This is a genomic window from Kitasatospora sp. NPDC127116 (genome assembly GCF_042677365.1).
Lineage (GTDB): Bacteria > Actinomycetota > Actinomycetes > Streptomycetales > Streptomycetaceae > Kitasatospora > Kitasatospora lactacystinica.
The window spans coordinates 111,439-128,948 of record NZ_JBHXTL010000008.1 but is presented as its reverse complement, the minus strand read 5'-3'; the positions used below and the strand labels follow the sequence as shown (position 1 = coordinate 128,948).

At 74.1% G+C, this 17,510-nt stretch carries 14 protein-coding genes; 5 read left to right on the top strand and 9 right to left on the bottom strand.

The features are described 5' to 3' along the window. Positions 1 to 41: 41 nt before the first annotated feature. Together ACFVHV_RS05600 and ACFVHV_RS05595 are read right to left on the bottom strand one after the other, a co-directional pair. Positions 42 to 1,304, bottom strand: a complete 1,263-nt coding sequence (locus ACFVHV_RS05600) for a MurT ligase domain-containing protein (RefSeq protein ID WP_359898457.1) — start codon at positions 1,302 to 1,304, stop codon at positions 42 to 44. A 286-nt stretch (positions 1,305 to 1,590) separates the two neighbouring features. Beyond that, the gene (locus ACFVHV_RS05595; RefSeq protein ID WP_380348992.1) at positions 1,591 to 2,286 is read right to left on the bottom strand and encodes a GNAT family N-acetyltransferase; all 696 of its coding nucleotides are present in this window, start codon (positions 2,284 to 2,286) and stop codon (positions 1,591 to 1,593) included. Between the two features lie 262 nt (positions 2,287 to 2,548). On the opposite strand from ACFVHV_RS05595, the gene ACFVHV_RS05590 reads away from it, so the two are divergent. The 3 genes from ACFVHV_RS05590 (at position 2,549) to ACFVHV_RS05580 (ending at position 7,313) form a co-directional block, all read left to right on the top strand. Further along, positions 2,549 to 6,475, top strand: coding sequence for an amino acid adenylation domain-containing protein (locus ACFVHV_RS05590; RefSeq protein WP_380348990.1), 3,927 nt, complete (start codon positions 2,549 to 2,551; stop codon positions 6,473 to 6,475). 115 nt (positions 6,476 to 6,590) lie between these two features. Further along, a complete protein-coding gene (locus tag ACFVHV_RS05585) occupies positions 6,591 to 6,830 on the top strand; it encodes a hypothetical protein (protein ID WP_380348989.1) in 240 nt (79 codons plus the stop codon). Positions 6,831 to 7,022: 192 nt separating this feature from the next. Then, positions 7,023 to 7,313 (top strand): muconolactone Delta-isomerase family protein, encoded by a 291-nt coding sequence (locus ACFVHV_RS05580; RefSeq protein WP_380348987.1) that lies wholly within the window; start codon positions 7,023 to 7,025, stop codon positions 7,311 to 7,313. Positions 7,314 to 7,322: 9 nt separating this feature from the next. Here ACFVHV_RS05580 and ACFVHV_RS05575 read toward each other — a convergent pair whose 3' ends face one another. From ACFVHV_RS05575 to asnB, 4 genes are all read right to left on the bottom strand, one after another. After that, positions 7,323 to 7,790 (bottom strand): hypothetical protein, encoded by a 468-nt coding sequence (locus tag ACFVHV_RS05575; protein WP_380348985.1) that lies wholly within the window; start codon positions 7,788 to 7,790, stop codon positions 7,323 to 7,325. Positions 7,791 to 7,919: 129 nt separating this feature from the next. After that, the gene (locus ACFVHV_RS05570; RefSeq protein WP_380348983.1) at positions 7,920 to 9,374 is read right to left on the bottom strand and encodes a pyridoxal phosphate-dependent decarboxylase family protein; all 1,455 of its coding nucleotides are present in this window, start codon (positions 9,372 to 9,374) and stop codon (positions 7,920 to 7,922) included. Positions 9,375 to 9,533: 159 nt separating this feature from the next. After that, the gene (locus tag ACFVHV_RS05565; protein WP_380348982.1) at positions 9,534 to 10,652 is read right to left on the bottom strand and encodes a hypothetical protein; all 1,119 of its coding nucleotides are present in this window, start codon (positions 10,650 to 10,652) and stop codon (positions 9,534 to 9,536) included. A gap of 330 nt (positions 10,653 to 10,982) precedes the next feature. Beyond that, entirely contained in the window at positions 10,983 to 12,833 is a 1,851-nt protein-coding gene (asnB, locus tag ACFVHV_RS05560; RefSeq protein WP_359898465.1) for an asparagine synthase (glutamine-hydrolyzing), read from the bottom strand. Positions 12,834 to 13,049: 216 nt separating this feature from the next. Between asnB and ACFVHV_RS05555 the strand changes: the two genes are divergently transcribed. Both ACFVHV_RS05555 and glmS read left to right on the top strand, forming a co-directional pair. After that, positions 13,050 to 13,325 carry a hypothetical protein gene (locus ACFVHV_RS05555; RefSeq protein ID WP_359898466.1) on the top strand — a complete coding sequence of 92 codons (276 nt, stop codon included), beginning with the start codon at positions 13,050 to 13,052 and terminating at the stop codon, positions 13,323 to 13,325. 45 nt (positions 13,326 to 13,370) lie between these two features. Next, entirely contained in the window at positions 13,371 to 15,197 is a 1,827-nt protein-coding gene (gene glmS, locus ACFVHV_RS05550) for a glutamine--fructose-6-phosphate transaminase (isomerizing) (RefSeq protein WP_359898467.1), read from the top strand. A 119-nt stretch (positions 15,198 to 15,316) separates the two neighbouring features. Here the strand turns inward: glmS and ACFVHV_RS05545 are convergent, their stop codons facing one another. The 3 genes from ACFVHV_RS05545 to ACFVHV_RS05535 all read right to left on the bottom strand — a co-directional run bounded on the left by ACFVHV_RS05545 (position 15,317) and on the right by ACFVHV_RS05535 (position 17,239). After that, positions 15,317 to 16,228: a glutaminase gene (locus tag ACFVHV_RS05545; RefSeq protein ID WP_359898535.1), complete on the bottom strand. Its 912-nt coding sequence runs from the start codon at positions 16,226 to 16,228 to the stop codon at positions 15,317 to 15,319. Between the two features lie 178 nt (positions 16,229 to 16,406). Continuing rightward, positions 16,407 to 17,105: a DUF3152 domain-containing protein gene (locus ACFVHV_RS05540; RefSeq protein ID WP_359898468.1), complete on the bottom strand. Its 699-nt coding sequence runs from the start codon at positions 17,103 to 17,105 to the stop codon at positions 16,407 to 16,409. Continuing rightward, on the bottom strand, positions 17,102 to 17,239 hold the full coding sequence (locus ACFVHV_RS05535; RefSeq protein WP_380348979.1) for a hypothetical protein: 138 nt from the start codon (positions 17,237 to 17,239) through the stop codon (positions 17,102 to 17,104). Before ACFVHV_RS05535 ends, ACFVHV_RS05540 begins: the two co-directional genes overlap by 4 nt. Between the last annotated feature and the right edge of the window lie 271 nt (positions 17,240 to 17,510).

Here is a 17,510-nt window from a genome sequence, read left to right as displayed (position 1 = left end):
AAGGCCTTCCGTCACGTAAAGACTGGTGTGCGGGCGCGGCATCAGCCGGCCACGACCTTCCGCAGCTGCTGGAAGGCGGTGTAGTTGGCGATGGCCTCGATCCGGCCGGGCGGGGCCATCCGGACGGCCTGCTCCAGGGTGTCGACCACGTGGAACTGGAGTCCGGCGACCTCCAGGCGGACGGCCAGGTCCAGCTTGCGCTGGCCCATCACGAAGACCGGGTGCCCGGCGAGGCGCTCGTAGTCGACGTCCCACAGCCAGGAGGTGTCGGTGCCGTCGGCGTCGAGGGCGTTGACGGAGAGGATCACCGGGGCGGGCGGGCCGTCGATCAGCGAGAAGGTCTCCAGCCAGCCGGCCGGGTTCTTGGCCAGCAGCAGGCGGATGTCCCGGCCCTGGTACTGGACCACGTCGTAGCGGCCGGCCACGGCGGCCACCGAGCGCATCCGCTCCAGGGCGACCTGCGGGGCGACGCCGAAGACGGCGGCGACGGCGGCCGAGCTGGTGGCGTTGGCCAGGTTGGCCCGGCCGGGCAGCTGGAGCTGGATCGGCCAGGCGCCGCGCTGCGGGTCGATCACGTGGGTGCCCTGGAGCGCCCAGTGCGGGTTGGGCCGGCGGAAGCCGCAGTCCTGGCAGAACCAGTCGTCGCCGGGGCGCTGCATCACGCCGCCGCAGGCGGGGCACGACCAGGCGTCCTCCTTCCAGGCCTGTCCGGCGGCCACCCAGACCACCTTCTTGCAGGAGGAGGCGGCCCAGGTCACCAGCGGGTCGTCGGCGTTGGCGATGACCACGGCCTCGGTGTTCTGGAGGCCCTCACGCCACTTCTCGGCCATCATCCGGGTCTCGGCGGCGCGGTCGAGCTGGTCGCGGGAGAGGTTGAGCAGGGCGATCGCCTTGGGGCGGGTGTCGCGGGCGACCATCGCCAGGTACTTCTCGTCGACCTCGATCACGCCGAAGCGGGCGTCCGTGCCGCCGGCCAGGGCGGAGGTGATGCCGGCGGGCATGTTGGCGCCCAGGGCGTTGGAGACCACCGGGCCGGCGGCGCGCAGCGCCTCGGCGATCAGGCGGGTCGTGGTGGTCTTGCCGTTGGTCGCGCTGACCAGGACGACGTCGAGGTGGTCGGCGAGGGTGGCGAGCAGGTCGGGGTCGAGCCTGAGGGCGACCTTGCCGCCGATCACCGAGCCGCTCCCGCGTCCGGCCTTGCGCGACACGGCGGCGGCGACCCGCCCGGCGGTCACCGCGATCTTCGCGCGGGCCGGCAGCGAGGCGTCGCGTGCGCCTGTGGGCTCCGATTCGGTGCCTGCCATGCTCAGTGGTTCCTCCTTGCTGCGGCACCGCTCGCGGCCGGATAACGGGCCGTCGGGCGGCGGGGACGGGGGTCAGCCTACCGACTCCGTCGCCCGGCCGGACGATCCGGACCCCGTGCCGCCTGCTGCGACGCGTTCGCGGGTGCGGCTGAGGGCCCGTCGAGGAGGGCGGTGTACGGAGCGACCAGGGGGCTTCGGCCCCGGCCGAGCCCCTACTCCTTGACGACGCTCCACGGGCACCGCCGGGTTCCCGAGGTGCCCGGGTAAGGATCTGGTGAAGAAATGATCAGTGGCCCGGACGGTGGGCACAGTCGGCCGGATCGCCGGCGGCCAACGTGGCGGTGATCACCAGGGTGCCGTCCTCGGCCCGGAAGTCCAGCGGCGCGCCCAGCCGGCGCATCGCGGCGATCAGCCCGCTGTTGGTGCCGTGGGTCACCGCGTACACCGTCCGCACGTCGGCCGATCGGGCCGCCGCCGACAGCCGCCGCAGCAGCGCCAGACCCAGCCCGTGGCGCTGCCAGGCGTCCTCGACCAGGACGGCCAGCTCGGCCTCGCCGTCGTCCCACATCAGGTGCCCGAGCGCGACGAGCCGCCCGTCCGGGGCGGTCACCGCGAAGCTGCGGCCGTGCCGGGGGTCCAGCAGGTGGTCCAGGTAGCGGCCGGCGTCGCGGACCGGGCCGTGGTAGCGCTGCCGCAGCGAGACGGGGGAGCAGCGGCCGTGCATCGCCAGCGCCGCCTCCCGGTCGGCCGGCCCGGCCGGGCGCAGCAGCAGCCCGGTCCCGTCCGGCAGGGACAGCCGGGACGGGGCGTCCGGCGTCCGGGCGGCGCGGGTCGCGGGCGGGTGCGGCCGGACGGTCCGGTACGGTCCGCCGGTGAGCGCGGGCAGCCGGGTGGCCTGGCCCTCGGGCGCCGCGCACCTGCGGTCGGACCTGCGGAAGGGCCGGTGCCAGAGCCGTTCGGGGCGTGTGCGTGATGCCTTCATGCCGCCGACGCTACCGACGGTGCGCTTCCGTTCGGTTACGTGATCGTGAACGCGCGAATGCCCGGGGGCGTGGTCGGCGGGGTGGGACCGGGCGGGCCCCGGCCCGGGACCGCGGGCCGCCCGGCCGGGACGGTGTCGGCGCAGGTCACGGCCGGTGCCTCATGCGGGTGGGACGGCGGGCGGCCGACGGTGGGTTGCGTCCCGGTGCTCCTGGTGAGCAGGAGGCCGGGCCCCGTACGTCCACGTACCGAAGGCCGTTCCCATGCGTGACACCCCGTCCGTCCCCACCACCACCGACACCACCGCCGCCACCACCGCCACCACCCCCGTCGTCCCGCACGCCCGCCGCGCTCCGGCCGGCACCGCGCTCACCGGCCTGCTCGACCGGCAGGCGCGCCTGCGGCCCGACGCGCCGGCCGTGCTCGGCGCCGGCGGCGGCCTCACCTTCCAGGAGCTCGTCGGGACCGCCCGCCGGCTGGCCGAGCGGCTGCGCCGCCTGGGCGCCGGCCCGGACGGCTGCGTCGGCCTGTACGTCGAGCCGTCCGTCGAGCTGGTCGCCGGAGCCTGGGGCGTGCTGTACGCCGGGGCCGGCTACCTGCCGCTGTCGCCCGAGTACCCCGAGGACCGGCTCCGCTACATGATCGAGGACAGCGGCACCAGGATCGTGCTCACCCAGGCGCACCTGCGCGAGCGGCTGGCCGCGCTGGCCCCGGCCGGGACGGCGGTCCTCGCCGTCGAGGACGCCCCGCCGCCGCGGGACGCGGAGGAGCGGGAGGCCGTCGAACCGGAGTCGCTGGCCTATGTGATCTACACCTCGGGCAGCACCGGCCGGCCCAAGGGCGTGATGATCGAGCACCGCTCGGTGGTCTCCCAGCTGCACTGGATGCACTCCGCGGGCCACCTCGACCCCGGGGTCACCGTGCTTCAGAAGACCCCGATGAGCTTCGACGCCGCGCAGTGGGAGATCCTCGCCCCGGCGGTCGGCGCCCGGGTGGTGGCCGGCACCCCCGGCCTCCACCGCGACCCGGAGGCGCTGGTCGCCGCCGTCCGACGGCACGCGGTGACGGCGCTCCAGTGCGTGCCGACCCTGCTCCGGGCGCTGCTGGACACCGAGGGCTTCGCCGGGTGCACCGGCCTGACCAGGGTGTTCTCCGGCGGCGAGGCGCTCTCCCGGCGGCTCGCCCGCGACCTGGGCCGGGCCCTGCCGCAGGCCGCCCTGGTCAATCTGTACGGCCCGACCGAATGCACCATCAACGCCACCTCGCACCTGGTGGACCCGGCCGATCCGGCCGACGGCGCCGGATCGGTGCCGATCGGGCGCCCGGTGGCCGACACCGAGTGCTACGTCCTCGACGAGCAACTGGTGCCGGTGGCCGCCGACGGCGTGGGCGAGCTGTACATCGGCGGCGTCCAGCTGGCCCGCGGCTACCTGAACCGGCCGGAGCTGACCGAGGAGCGGTTCGTCCGCTCCCCGTTCGCCCCCGGCGAGCGGCTGTACCGCACCGGCGACCTCGTGCGGTGGAACCCGGACGGCACCCTCCAGTTCGCCGGCCGGGTGGACAACCAGGTCAAGCTGCGCGGGTACCGGGTCGAGCTGGACGAGATCGCCCGCGCGATCGAGGAGCACACCTGGGTGCGCCGTGCGGCCGCCGTCGTCACCGGGGACGGCCGCACCGGGCACCCGAACCTGGTCGCCTGCGTCGAGCTCAACCCGCGCGAGGCCGCCCTGATGGACCAGGGCGTCCACGGCGGCCACCACCAGTCCAAGGCCAGCAAGCTCCAGGTCAAGGCCCAGCTGTCAGACCCGGGCCTGCGCGACCGGGACCGGCTGGCGGGCCGCGAGCGGGTCGAGCTGCCCGGCCGGAAGGAGACCGCGGCCCAGCGCCGGGAGGTCTTCGCCCGCAAGACCTACCGCTTCTACGACGGCGGCGCGGTCACCCGGGACGACCTCACCGCGCTGCTCGCCCCGCGCCCGGCCGGCACCTTCGGCCGTGACCCGGAGCTGCTGAGCCTGCCCGAACTCGGCCGCGTCCTGCGGTGGTTCGGCCAGTTCCACAGTGAGGAGCGGCTGCTGCCCAAGTACGCCTACGCCTCGCCCGGCGCGCTGTACGCGACCCAGCTGTACCTGGAGACCGGCGGCCTGGACGGGCTCGCGGCCGGGCTGTACTACTACCACCCGGTGGAGCACGTCCTGGTCCGGATCGGGCCGGCCGGGACCCGGGCCGAGGCGTACCTGACGCTGCACTTCTCCGGGAAGCACGGCGCCGTCGAACCCGTCTACCGCAACAACATCCGGGAGGTGCTGGAGTTCGAGACCGGCCACATGCTGGGCGTCCTGGAGGAGGTGCTGCCCGAGTACGGGCTGGACGTGCGTCCGCTCGGCCCCGACCCGGCCGTCAAGGACCGGCTGGACGTCGCCGAGGAGGACCACTACCTGGGCGGCTTCGCGGTCGTCCGGGCCGGCGGCCCGGCCCGGGCCGAGCGCACCGAGCTGTACGTCCAGGCCCACCAGGACCGGGTGGACGGCCTGCCGGGCGGCCTCTACCGGTACGCCGAGGGCGAGTTGACGCACGTCTCGGACGAGGTGGTGGAATCCCGGCACGTGATCGCGATCAACCAGGCCGTCTACGCCCGGGCCGCGTTCGGCATCACGGCCGTCGGCCGCGCCGAGGAGGAGTGGCTGGAGTACATCGCGCTCGGCGCGGTGCTGCACCGCCTCCAGCGCAACGGCCTGTCCCTGGGCTTCATGTCCTCCGGCTACAGCTCCAAGTCCGGCCACCCGCTGCCCGCTTCGCGGCGCATCGACGAGATCCTGGCCGGTCTCGGCATCACCCCCGGCCCGTCGTACTTCTTCCTCGGCGGCAGGGTGAGCGAGGAGCAGATCAGCAGCGAGGGCATGCACGAGGACACCGTCCACATGAAGGGCCCGGCCGAGATCATCAAGGACGAACTGGCCACCCTGCTGCCCGACTACATGCTGCCCAACCGGGTGCTGGTGACGGACGCCCTGCCGCTCACCGCGAACGGCAAGGTGGACCTCAAGGCGCTGGCCGCCTCGGAGGCCGTCCGCACGGCCGACGTGCGCGGCGAGTACGTCGCCCCGGCCACCGGGTACGAGCGGTGGCTGGCCGAGGCCTGGGGGCGGGCGCTGGGGTACGAGGACGCCTCGGTGACGGACGAGTTCTTCGCCGCCGGCGGGAACTCGCTGATCGCCGTCGCCCTGGTCCACCGGATCAACCGGGAGTTCGGCATCGCCCTGCCGCTCCAGGTGCTCTTCGAGTGCCCCCGGCTGGGCGAACTGGCCGCGCGCGTCGAGCGGGCCTGCGGCGAGGACGGCGCGGGCAGGGCAGCGGCCGCCGGTTCGCGGCTGATCCGGTTGCACCCGGGAGGGGCCGACCGGGCGGTGTTCTGCTGGCCCGGACTGGGCGGCTACCCGATGAACCTGCGGCTGCTCGGCCGGGAGGCGAGCGGGGACCGGGCCTTCTACGGCGTCCAGGCGCACGGCATCAACCCGGGCGAGACGCCGTACCCGACCATCGGGGAGATGGCCGCCGCCGACGTCGCCGAGCTGCGCCGGGTGCGGCCGCGGGGGCCGTACACGCTGTGGGGCTTCTCCTTCGGCGCCCGGGTCGCCTTCGAGGCGGCCTGGCAGCTGGAGCGGGCCGGGCAGCGGGTGGAGCGGCTGCTGCTGATCTGCCCGGGCAATCCGAAGGTGCGCCGGGCCGGCGGCGAGCGGTGGGGCCGCGAGGCCTCGTACGCGAACCAGGGGTACCTGACCATCCTGTTCGGGGTGTTCACCGGCCGGATCAGCGGCCCCGAGCTGGAGCGCTGCCTGGCCGACACGGTGGACGAGCCCACCTTCGTGGCCTCCGTGCACCGGATGCTGCCGGAGCTGGACGAGGAGCTCATCCGGCGGATCACCGGGATCGTCGGTGAGACGTACGAGTTCGAGTACAGCTTCCGCGAACTCGCCGAGCGGCGGCTGGACGCGCCGGTGACCGTCTTCAGGGCCGCGGGCGACGACTACTCCTTCATCGAGGGCAGCACCGGCTACTCGGCCGCCCCGCCCACCGTGGTCGACCTGGCCGGCGACCACTACGGGGTGCTGCGGGAGCACGGGGTGGGCGAGCTGGCCGCCGCGATCCGGGAGGTGGAACGGACGGTCCCCGGGGAGCTCCCGGACCGCTGATCGGATGATGTGGACACGCTCACGGACGGCCCAGGATCCGTGAGCGGGGAAGCCCCTTCGGGTAGGGATGGCTCGGCTTTCCGCCGATCCCGACTCCCTACCGAAGGGGTTCCCCGTGTTCCAGAAGTCAGTACGGGCCGCCGCGTGTTGCGCGCTGCTCCTCGTCGCCCCGCTCGCCCTCGCCCAGCCGGCCGCAGCCGTCGCCTCCTCCACCGTCAACCCCTCCGGCAACCAGGGGCCCAAGACCCCGGAGGAGGCCGCTGCCTGCAAGTCCGTCACCAGCGCACTGCTCGGCGGCTTCGGCACGTTGCTCGGCAACGCCGTGTGCGTCGTGAAGCCTGCCGACCAGGGCTGAGCAACCACCCCCTCGCCGGTGCGTGCCCCGGGCGCGCACCGGCGAACCCCTGAGCGGAACCGGGGCCTCGGGGACAGCCGCGGGAGGGCCGCCGACATGGCGCCGGGCGGACGGCCGACGGACGATGAGGGGGCGGCGGAGCCCCGGTCCGGGAGGTGACCCGCCGGAACCTGCTGAGAACGGAGCCGTGCCATGCAGGAGTTCCTGGTCGAGATCACCACCGCCGTACCCGAGGGCACCGCCGAGGAGGAGGTCGACCGGCGGCGCGCCGCCGAGGCCGTCCGGGCCCGTGAGCTGGCCGCCACCGGCCACCTGGCCAGGCTGTGGCGCCCGGTCGGCGAACGGCGCAGCCTCGGCGTCTGGCGGGCGGCGGACGAGGCGCAACTGCGCGCGGAGGTGCTCGGCAGCCTTCCGATGTGGCCGTGGATGACCGCCGTGGTGACCCCGCTCGAACCCCACCCCAACGACCCTGGCCCGGACTGAGGCGACGGCTCAGGCGATGCGGGTCGGCGCGTCCTGGAGGGTGTGGCCGGTGGTGGTCAGCAGCGCCGTCAGAACGGCCGGGGTCACCGAGTGCTCGGTGCGGAGGAAGAGCTCCTGGGGGTGGAGGGAGAGCAGGGTGATCCGGTGGTCGGCGAGGGTGGTGGGGGTGTGGGCGAGGACGGTGGTGCGGACGCGCCAGAGGGTGGTCGGGGGCGGGGCGTGCGGGGACACCCAGGCGTGCAGGAGGGTGACGGCGAGCAGGGCGAGGGCGGAGCCGACGAGGACGGCCGGGCCCTCGGGGCCGTGGACGACGACCTTCGCGACCAGGTCGGCGGCGGTGACGGAGAGGAAGACGGCGGCGAGTTCGACGGTGTCACGGCGCCAGTGACGGGTGCGGCGGGCGCGGGGACCCGCGGGGGCGCGGACGGTGTCGGGGGCACCGGGGACACGGCGGGGAGAGGGCTTCGAATGCTCCATGCCGCCACCGTGCCCGACCGGTGTTTCCCGGTCGGGCATCCGTCGTGACCAGCCGGTTACGGTCCGCGCCGGGCTGTTACGGGAGGAACGCGCGGGGCCGCCCCGGGAGGCCGGACGGCGTCCGGCGGCCTACCCGAGCAGCTCGCGGGCCGCGGCCCTGACCTCGGCGAGCAGGAGGTGGAGGTCGGCCTCCGTCGTGGCGGCGTTGAGGAGGCAGGCGCGGAGCATCTCGGCGCTGCCGAGGCGGGCGCCGGTGACGAAGACCCGGCCGCGCCGCTGGACGGCGGCGGGGAGGTCGCGGTTGAGGGCGTCGCGCGCGGCCTCGTCCAGGCCGGGGGCGCGGTGGCGGAACGCCACGATCGAGGTCTGCACCTCGGCGAGCAGCTCCAACTCCTCGTCGGCCTGGACGAGTTCGCCGAGCCGGCGGGCCAGCGCGGTGCACCGGGCGATGTCCCGGGCGAGGCCGGCGCGGCCCTTGTGGGCGATGGTGGCCCAGACCTTGAGGGCCCGGAAGGGACGGGTCTGCTCGGTGCCGTACTCGGAGAACCAGCCGAGCGCGCCGGCCGCCTCGTCGCGCAGGTAGGACGGGACGAGGCTGAAGGTGCCGCGCAGCTCCTCGGCGTCGCGGACCAGTGCGCAGCCGCAGTCGACCGGGACGCCGAGCCACTTGTGCGGGTCGAGGGCGAGCGAGTCGGCCCGCTCCAGGCCGGCGTAGCGGTGGGCGATGGCCGGGTCGAGCCGGCCGAAGGCGCCGTACGCGCCGTCGACGTGCAGCCAGAGGCCCTGCTCCTCGCAGAGGTCGGCGATCGGGTCGAACGCGTCCACCGCGCCGGTGCCGACGGTGCCCGCCGAGGCGACGACCAGGAAGGGCAGCAGGCCGGCCGCGCGGTCGCGCTCGACGGCTGCCCGCAGGCCGGCGGTGTCCAGCCGGCCGTCGGGGCCGGAGGCCACGGTGCGCAGGTGCCTGCTGCCGAGGCCGAGGAGTTCGGCGGCCTTGCGGACGCAGGAGTGGGTCTCGCCGGTGACGTAGCCGACCAGCGGCGGCAGGCCCGCCAGGCCCTCCTCGCGGACGTCCCGGCCGGCCCGCCGGGCGGCCCGGTCGCGGGCGGCGGCGAGGCAGACGATGGTCGCCATCGAGGTGCCGGAGGTGAGCAGGCCGCCGCCGGCGGGGTGCGGGAAGCCGACCAGCTCGGCCGTCCAGCGGACCACGGCGCGTTCCAGGTGGACGTCGGCGTGGTCGCCGCCGGCCGAGCTGGGGTTCATCGCGGAGGCGGCGAGGGTGGCGAGCACCCCGGCGGGGGCGGGGGCGGAGTTGACCCAGCCGAAGAAGCGCGGGTTGCCGTTGCCCATCGGGTACGGCAGGACGTCGCGTCCGATGGCGCCGATCAGCTCGTCGAGCGGGCGGCCCTCGGTGGGCAGCGGGGCGTCGAGCAGGGCCCGGCGGGCGGTCTCGTCCATGGGCTGCCAGACCGGGCGGCCGGGCAGTTCGGCGAGGTAGTCGGAGACCAGGTCGGCGGTGGCGTGGGCGGCGCGGCGGAAGTCGGTGCCGGGGAGGTCGGTGCCGGGGAAGTCCTCGGTGGTCATGGCGTGCTCCAGGGAGGCCGGGGGGACGGGCTGGGCGAGGCGCGGCGTCCTTGGCGCACCCTGATCAGGCGATGATCGGGCGATCTTACGCATGAGGGCCCGCGCCGTGCGGCGCGGGCCCTCATGCCGGGACCGGGTGTCGGTCGGGAGACCGGGGCGTCAGTCCAGCGAGCCGGACAGGCCGCTCGCCGAACGGCAGTACCCCTGCATCTCCTTGTTGGTGATCTTGGCGCAGAGCCGTCCGGCCGCGCCCCCGTCGGTGTAGTTGACCGTGTAGTAGCTGACCAGGCCCTCGGCGCAGGCCTTGCGCTGCCAGCCGTCGGCGGCGGTGGCGCACTGCTCGGCCGCCCAGTCCTCGCGGTCCAGGTTGTACTTCATGGTGCGCGAGCCGACACCGCGGCTGCAGTCCACCGCCCCGCCGCTCGCCTTGCCGTTGAGGCACCACTTGAGGGCCTCGGCGTAGATCTCGGGGTGGTTCGGGTAGTCGTGCGAGGACAGGAAGAAGGTCGGGGCGTAGAAGAAGCAGGCGGACTGGAACAGCGCCGGCTGGTCCTTGCACGGGTAGAGCGGGTCCTGGGCGAGCTTGTCGGCGGGCAGGTTGGCCTTGGCCTGCTCGTCCTCCTCGTCCGGGCCGAAGAGCTGCATGAACAGGCCCTCGGAGCAGCGGATCCGGTTCTGGTCGGAGGGGAACTTGTTGCACAGGTCGCGGGCCTTGGCGACGTCCTGCTTGACCACGAACATCGTGCCGTGGCCGACGCCGTGGATGCAGGGGCCGCTGTTCTTGGGCGCGCAGAGCTTGAGCAGGTCGGTCTCGGGCTGGGCGGAGGCGTTGAGCATCTCCTCGACCGCGCCGTGCAGGTAGCCGGCCGCGCAGGTCTCGTGCGGGAAGGAGATGACCTTCTGGAAGTCGGCGTTGAAGCGCTTGACCGCCGCGTGGCCGAGCTCGTGCGCGATCGGGTGGCAGAAGCGCACGGTGTACGGCTTCTCCTTGGTGATCCTGTCGAGGTCGGCCAGGGCGACGCCGGGATCGGTGGCGTCCATCTCGGCCATCAGCTTGTTGCGCAGCGTGGAGCGGGTCCACACCGCGGGGTCGCCGGTCGGGGTGGCGCTCGCCGGCCCGGCCGCGGCCGGCCGGGCGCCGGTGGCGGGGGCCCCGGGGGCGACGGCGGCGGGGGCCGCGCCGGACGCCGCGGGCGACCAGTCGGTGACGGCCACCGATCCCAGGCCCAGGACGCCCAGGAGCAGGGCGGTGAGAATCGCGAAGACTCGCGGCTGCATGACGGGATCCCCCGGCGGATCGAGGTGAACGTTTCGCTCCCATCCTGACGGCAGATGAGCGGTTAATCCGCGAATTCGCCCGCCATTCGGGAGGTGTCGGCGACGCTATCGCACGGTCGGACCGCCGGGACCGGCGGGATGCTCCCCCTCACAATCACCCGGACGGAGTATGGGGGCGCGGGCGCGGGCCACTGCGCCGTCCGAGTGGTGGTACCCGCGCCCCGGTGCCCCGCGTGCCGCCGTTCGGGGGCTCCGGCGTCCTCCTCGCGCCGCCGTTCCGGGGCTCCGGCGCTCACGGCCCCGGTGGTCGGGGCGCCGCGCTGCGCCCGTTCACAGCTCCAGCGTCACCTGGTAGTCCGTCAGCCAGGCGTCGAAGTCCAGTGCGAGGTCGACGGCCAGCCGGACGGACTGCGGGTCGGTGTCCGGGGCGAGCGCGTCGGCGAGGCGCCGCCGGTCGAGCAGGTCCAGGGCCGGGGAGGTGCGCTCGGCGGCGAGCCGGGCGAGTTCGGCGCGCAGTTTCGCCGGGTAGTGCGGGTCGGTGGTGACCGGGTACGGGCTCTTCGGCCGCTGGGCGACCGCGTCCGGCAGCACGTCCCGGACGGCGGCGCGCAGCAGGCTCTTCTCCCGTCCGTCGAAGGACTTCATCGCCCACGGGGCGTTGAAGACGTACTGGACCAGCCGGTGGTCGCAGAACGGCACCCGCACCTCCAGCCCGTTGGCCATGCTCATCCGGTCCTTGCGGTCGAGCAGGATGCAGACGAAGCGGGTCAGGTTGAGGTACGAGATCTCGCGCATCCGGCGTTCCACCGGATCCGCCGCCGGGAGGTGCGGGACCTCGGCGATCGCGTCGCGGTAGCGGGCCCTGCGGTAGCCGTCCAGGTCGAGCTTGCGGAGCAGTTCGGCGTCCAGGAGGTGTTCGCGCGGGGTGGCACCGCCGCCGGCGATGCCGGTGAGGCCGAGGGCCCAGGGGAAGTCCTCGACGGCGACGGTCTTCGGGTCGTGGAACCAGCGGTAGCCGCCGAAGAGCTCGTCCGCGGACTCGCCGGACAGCGCGACCGTGGAGTGGCGGCGCACGCCCCGGAAGAGCAGCAGCAGCGAGGTGTCCATGTCGCCGACGCCGTTGGGCAGGTCACGGGCGCGCAGCACGACGGAGCGCCGGGACGGGTCGGTCAGGTCGGCGGCGTTCAGCTCGACGACGCTGTGGTCGGCGCCGACGTGCGCGGCGAGCAGCCGGGCGAACGGGCCGTCCTGGGTCTGCCGGACGTCGTTGGCGTGGAAGGTCTCGCTCTGCCCGGCGAAGCCGACGGAGAAGGAGCGCACCGGGCCGGCCCCGGCGGCGCCCAGCGTCCGGGCGGCGAGGGCGGTGACGGCACTGGAGTCCAGGCCGCCGGAGAGCAGCGAGCAGAGCGGGACGTCCGCCTCCAGCTGGCGGTGCACGATGTCGTCCAGCAGGGCCCGGACGGTGGCGACGGTGGCCTCCAGGCTGTCACGGTGCTCGCGTGCCTCCAGCGCCCAGTAGCGGCGGACCGACAGGCCCTCGCGGCGCACCCGGACGACGTGCCCGGGCCGGACCTCGTGGATGTCCCGGTACGGGGTGAGGCCGGGGGTGCGGGTGTAGCCGAGCAGTTCGCGCAGCCCGTCCAGGTCCACCACCGGGCGCACGGCGGGGTGGGCGAGCAGGGCCTTGACCTCGGAGCCGAAGATCACGCCGTCCGGGGTGCGGTGGTAGTACAGGGGTTTGACGCCCATCCGGTCGCGGACCAGCAGCAGTTCCTCGCGCCGGACGTCCCAGACCGCGAAGGCGAACATGCCGTTGAGCCGCTCGGCCAGGTGCTCGCCCCATTCCAGGTAGGCGCGCAGCACGACCTCGGTGTCGCTGCGGGTGCGGAAGCGGTGCCCGGCCGCCTCCAGTTCGGCGCGCAGTTCGCGGTGGTTGTAGACCTCGCCGCTGTAGGTGAGCACGGCCAGCGTCCGGCCGTCGTGCTCGGCCGTCATCGGCTGGACGCCGCCCTCGATGTCGATCACCGCGAGCCGGCGGTGGCCGAGCGCGGCGTGCGGCTCCAGGTGGACGCCGCCGGCGTCCGGGCCGCGGCGGACCTGGGTGGCCGTCATCGCGTCGAGGACACCCCGTTCGGCGGTGAGGTCGCGCTCGAACGCGACCCATCCGGTGATCCCGCACATCAGCAAGCCTCCGGTCTTCCGCTTCGTGTTCAGGGGGTCACGCTACGTGCGGAGTTGGTGCCGCTTCAAGGGGCTTTCGGGAACGGGGGTGATCGGGTGGCCGTTCGGCGGTCGAATGTGAAGAAGGAGTGAATCCAGTCTGAAAGTCGTAATGTCTGCCCGATTTCGGGCAGAAACTTTGGCTTCGACGGGCCCGCCGACCTAGGCTCCTCACTCGTGCCGAGCTCACCCCACCCCCACGAAGACCTCCTCGCCCACCTCACCCGGACCAGCCCGCTCGGGCCCCGGGAGGCGGCGCGGGTCGTGGCGGAGGTGCTGGCGTACTTCTCCGAGAGCACCGAGGACTACGTGCGCCGCCGCCACACCGAGCTCCAGGCGCGCGGACTGACCAACGAGCGGATCTTCGCCCGGCTCGCCGAGGAACTGCCGCAGCGCCGGGTCTCGGCGCCGGAGCTCTCGGCCCGCCAGCTGCGGCGGATCGTCTACGGCTGAGCCGTCGTTCCCGACCTTCTGAAGACCTCGAAGAGGAGACCACGCATGTGCGGAATCGTGGCCTACATCGGCCCCAAGGATGCGACCCCCTTCCTGCTGGAGGGGCTGGCGCGGCTGGAGTACCGCGGCTACGACTCGGCCGGCGTCGCCGTCACCGGGCGCAGCGGCGGGATCAAGCTCCGCAAGGTGAAGGGGCGGGTCGCCGACCTGGCCGCCGCCGTGCCGGCCCGGTTCAAGGGCACCACCGGCATCGGCCACACCCGCTGGGCCACCCACGGCGTCCCCAGTGACGCCAACGCGCACCCGCACCTGGACAACGCCGAGCGGATCGCCGTCGTCCACAACGGCATCATCGAGAACGCCGACGAGCTGCGCGCCAAGCTCACCGCCGACGGCGCGGTGTTCCGCTCCGAGACCGACACCGAGGTGCTCGCCCACCTGATCGCCGCGAACGTCGCCGAGGGCGTCGAGCTGGAGGACGCGGTACGGGCCGCGCTCGCCCGGGTGGTCGGCACCTACGGCATCGCGGTGCTCGACGGCGAGCGGCCGGACCGGATCGTGGTCGCCCGCAACGGCAGCCCGATCGTGCTGGGCATCGGCGAGAAGGAGATGTTCGCGGCCTCGGACGTCTCCGCGCTGGTCCGCTACACCCGCCAGGTCGTCCACCTGGAGGACGGCGAGCTGGCCACCGTCCGGGCCGACGGCTTCCGCACCTTCACCGCGGACGCCCGCACCACGCACCGCCAGCCGTCCACCGTGGACTGGGAGGTCGACTCCTACGACACCGGCGGCTTCGAGCACTTCCTGCTCAAGGAGATCCACGAGCAGCCCGGCTCGGTCGAGCGCACCCTGAGCGGCCGGCTCGACGAGCGCTTCGCCACCGCGCACCTCGGCGGCCTCAACCTGGACGCCCGGGAGCTGCGCGAGATCCGCCGGGTGAAGATCCTCGGCTGCGGATCGGCCTACTACGCGGGCGAGATGGGCGCGCAGCTGATCGAGGAGCTGGCCCGGATCCCCGCGCACAGCGAGCCGGCCTCGGAGTTCCGCTACCGGAACCCGGTGATCGAGGCGGACACCCTGTACGTGGCGGTCAGTCAGTCCGGCGAGACCTACGACACGCTGGCCGCCGTCCAGGAGGTCAAGCGCAAGGGCGGGCGGGTGCTCGGCGTCGTCAACACCGTGGGCAGTGCTATCGCCCGAGAGTGTGACGGCGGTATCTACCTGCACGCCGGTCCGGAGGTCTCGGTCGCCTCCACCAAGGCGTTCACCTCCACCGTGGTCGCCTTCGCGCTGCTCGCCCTGCACTTCGGCCGCATCCACGACCTGTCGCCCGCCGACGGGCGCCGGATCGTTTCGGCGCTCCAGGCGCTGCCGGACCAGATCCGCGAGGTGCTGGAGCAGAGCGAGGCCATCGCCCGGCTCGCCGCCGAGTACGCCGACTCCACCGGCATGATGTTCATCGGCCGGGTGCGCGGCTTCCCGGTGGCCCGCGAGGGCGCGCAGAAGCTCAAGGAGATCTCCTACGTCCACGCCGAGGCCTACCCGGCGAGCGAGCTCAAGCACGGCCCGCTGGCGCTGATCAGCCCCGAACTGCCCACCGTGGCACTGGTTCCGGACGACGAGCTGCTGGACAAGAACCTGACCACGCTCGGCGAGATCAAGGCCCGCTCCGGGCGGATCATCGCCGTCGCCCACCGGCGGCCGGAGGAGAAGCTCGCGGACCACTGCATCCTGGTGCCCAAGAGCGAGCCCGAACTGGACCCGCTGCTGCTCAACATCCCGCTCCAGCTGCTGGCCTACCACGCCGCCGTCGCCCTCGGCCGCGACGTGGACAAGCCGCGCAACCTGGCGAAGAGCGTGACGGTGGAGTAGGGCCCCTCGCGGCGAGCGCCCCGGGAGCGGGGCGCTCGCACCGGACCCGCGGGTCCCGGTCGCTGTGCGGACGGCCGGGGCCCGCGTTCTCTCCCTGCGTGCTTTCGGATTGCGTGCTTTCAGAACACCGAGCACCCGGAGAGGGTGGTCAGCGTGTCCAGGGCGGCGACCGCGGCGACGGAGTTGCCGGCCTGGTCCAGGCGCGGGCCCCAGGCGCAGACGGCGGCGCGGCCGGGGAGTATGGCGAGGATGCCGCCGCCGACGCCGCTCTTGCCCGGCAGGCCCACGCGGAAGGCGAACTCGCCGGCCGCGTCGTAGGTGCCGCAGGTGAGCAGGACGGCGTTGATCCGCTTGGTCTCGCTGCGGGACATCAGCCGGGTGCCGTCGGCACGCACGCCGTAGCGGGCGAGGAAGGAACCGGCCAGCACCAGGTCGCGGCAGCTGGTGGCCACGGCGCAGTGGGCGTAGTAGTGCTCCAGCACGGTCTCGACCGGGTTCTGCAGGTTGCCGTGGCTGGCGATGAAGTGGGCCAGCGCGGCGTTGCGGTGGCCGTGTTCGGCCTCCGAGGCGGCGACCACCGGGTCGGTGTCGAGCAGCGGGTTGCCGGACTCGCGGCGCAGGAACTCCCGTACCGCGCCCGAGGCGTCGCCGGTCATGGTCTGGAGGCGGTCGGTGACCACCAGGGCGCCCGCGTTGATGAACGGGTTGCGCGGGATGCCGTGCTCGGTCTCCAGCTGCACCAGGGAGTTGAACGGGTTGCCGGACGGCTCGCGGCCGACGCCCTGCCAGAGCGCGTCGCCGCCGTACGCCACCGCGAGGGCGAGCGAGAACAGCTTGGAGACGCTCTGGACGGAGAACGGCCGCTCCCACTGACCGACGCCGTGCAGCTCCCCGTCGACGGTGGCGACGGCCATGCCGAAGGCCTCCGGGTCGGCGGTGGCGAGGGCCGGGATGTAGTCCGCCACCCGGCCCCGGCCCGCGGTCGCCCGGGCGGCCGCCTCGGCGGCCTCCAGCAGCACCGGCCAGTCCAGGATCTCCCCGCCGGGCACACCGTTCAACGCTTCTCCTCCACCGGCACCGACCGCGGACAGCACCGGGACCGGCAGCGGACACGGGCGGGAGCGGTCGCGCGGTGCGGGGGCGTCCGGTCCGACCAGGATTATCCGTGTTCCGGGCGCGGACCCGGTACGGGGGTCGGGCGCGGGCGGGTCACGGCGCGTTCGTGGGGGCCTGGACGGGCGGGCCGGTGAGCAGGGTGCCGGAGTCCGAGTACGGCAGGCCGTTGGGGACGCAGCCGTGCAGCCCCTTGATCTGCTGCATCATCACCGGCGCCGGGGCGCCCGGGCCGGGGCAGTCGACGTGGCCGTTGCCGAGGATGTGGCCGACCTCGTGGTTGACGGCGAGCGCGTGGTACAGCTCGGGCCGGCCCCGGTAGAACTCGGACAGCTCGGTCCAGCGCTTGAGGTTGATGACCACCTGGTGGGTGACGCCGCAGTTCACCCAGCCGCCGGTGTCCAGCCCGTACTGGCCGCAGATCCGGTCGGTGGACCTCGGGGTGGCCAGGTAGACGGTGAAGTCCACCGGGTCCGCGGGCACCCGCTGGAACGAGACCGTGCCGCCGGCCGCCCAACCGCGCCGGACATCGCCCAGGACGGCGTCCACCTCGGCCGCGAACTGCGCCGGGCTCTCCGCGATCCCGTCCTCCACCCGCACCTTGTAGCGGTACAGGCGCTCGCCGGTGCCGAAGCGGTCCGAGCCGCCGGACGCGGTCGTGAACGCCAGCCGGTCCCCGTCCCCGTCGCTCCACGGCTGCCACCAGAGCAGCCCGGCGGTCAGCGCCGCGGCCAGCGCGAGGGCGAGGGCGCCGTGCCGGGGCTTGCGGCGGCGGAGCCGCGCGAGCGCCCTCAACGGCCCGCTCCCGCCGCGTCCGGGTGCGCGCGACAGGCCTCGGCGAGGCGGGCGGACTCGCCGCGCAGGGCGTCGTGGGTCACCGGGAGGGCGGTGGTGTCCGGTCGGTCGTGGATCGGGGCCAGGGTGGACATGGCGGAGGTGCTCCAGGACGGGATCGGCGGGCCGCGGCCGCCGATCGTCGGCCGGGCCGTCGCCCGGTCGTGCGAAAGGGTGGTACCTGGAGGAACGGGACGGGGCGCGGCGGCGGTTCAGGACGTGGCGCGCGCCACGGCACGGCCCAGTCGGACGGGAGGCCCGGGCGGTTCCCGGAACCGCTCGATGGTGTCACCCGGGCGGCGTGTCCCTGGGCGGCGGCGTCGGAATCGGGTGTCGTAGGGCGGGCGGGTCGACCCGTCCGGGTCG

What these genes read in the sequence shown, in the direction of transcription:
- ACFVHV_RS05535 (WP_380348979.1), bottom strand. Translation starts at nt 17,239, where the DNA reads ATGTCCACCCTGGCCCCGATCCACGACCGACCGGACACCACCGCCCTC.
- glmS (WP_359898467.1), top strand. Translation starts at nt 13,371, where the DNA reads ATGTGCGGAATCGTGGCCTACATCGGCCCCAAGGATGCGACCCCCTTC.
- ACFVHV_RS05565 (WP_380348982.1), bottom strand. Translation starts at nt 10,652, where the DNA reads ATGCAGCCGCGAGTCTTCGCGATTCTCACCGCCCTGCTCCTGGGCGTC.
- asnB (WP_359898465.1), bottom strand. Translation starts at nt 12,833, where the DNA reads ATGTGCGGGATCACCGGATGGGTCGCGTTCGAGCGCGACCTCACCGCC.
- ACFVHV_RS05570 (WP_380348983.1), bottom strand. Translation starts at nt 9,374, where the DNA reads ATGACCACCGAGGACTTCCCCGGCACCGACCTCCCCGGCACCGACTTC.
- ACFVHV_RS05590 (WP_380348990.1), top strand. Translation starts at nt 2,549, where the DNA reads ATGCGTGACACCCCGTCCGTCCCCACCACCACCGACACCACCGCCGCC.
- ACFVHV_RS05600 (WP_359898457.1), bottom strand. Translation starts at nt 1,304, where the DNA reads ATGGCAGGCACCGAATCGGAGCCCACAGGCGCACGCGACGCCTCGCTG.
- ACFVHV_RS05580 (WP_380348987.1), top strand. Translation starts at nt 7,023, where the DNA reads ATGCAGGAGTTCCTGGTCGAGATCACCACCGCCGTACCCGAGGGCACC.
- ACFVHV_RS05595 (WP_380348992.1), bottom strand. Translation starts at nt 2,286, where the DNA reads ATGAAGGCATCACGCACACGCCCCGAACGGCTCTGGCACCGGCCCTTC.
- ACFVHV_RS05575 (WP_380348985.1), bottom strand. Translation starts at nt 7,790, where the DNA reads ATGGAGCATTCGAAGCCCTCTCCCCGCCGTGTCCCCGGTGCCCCCGAC.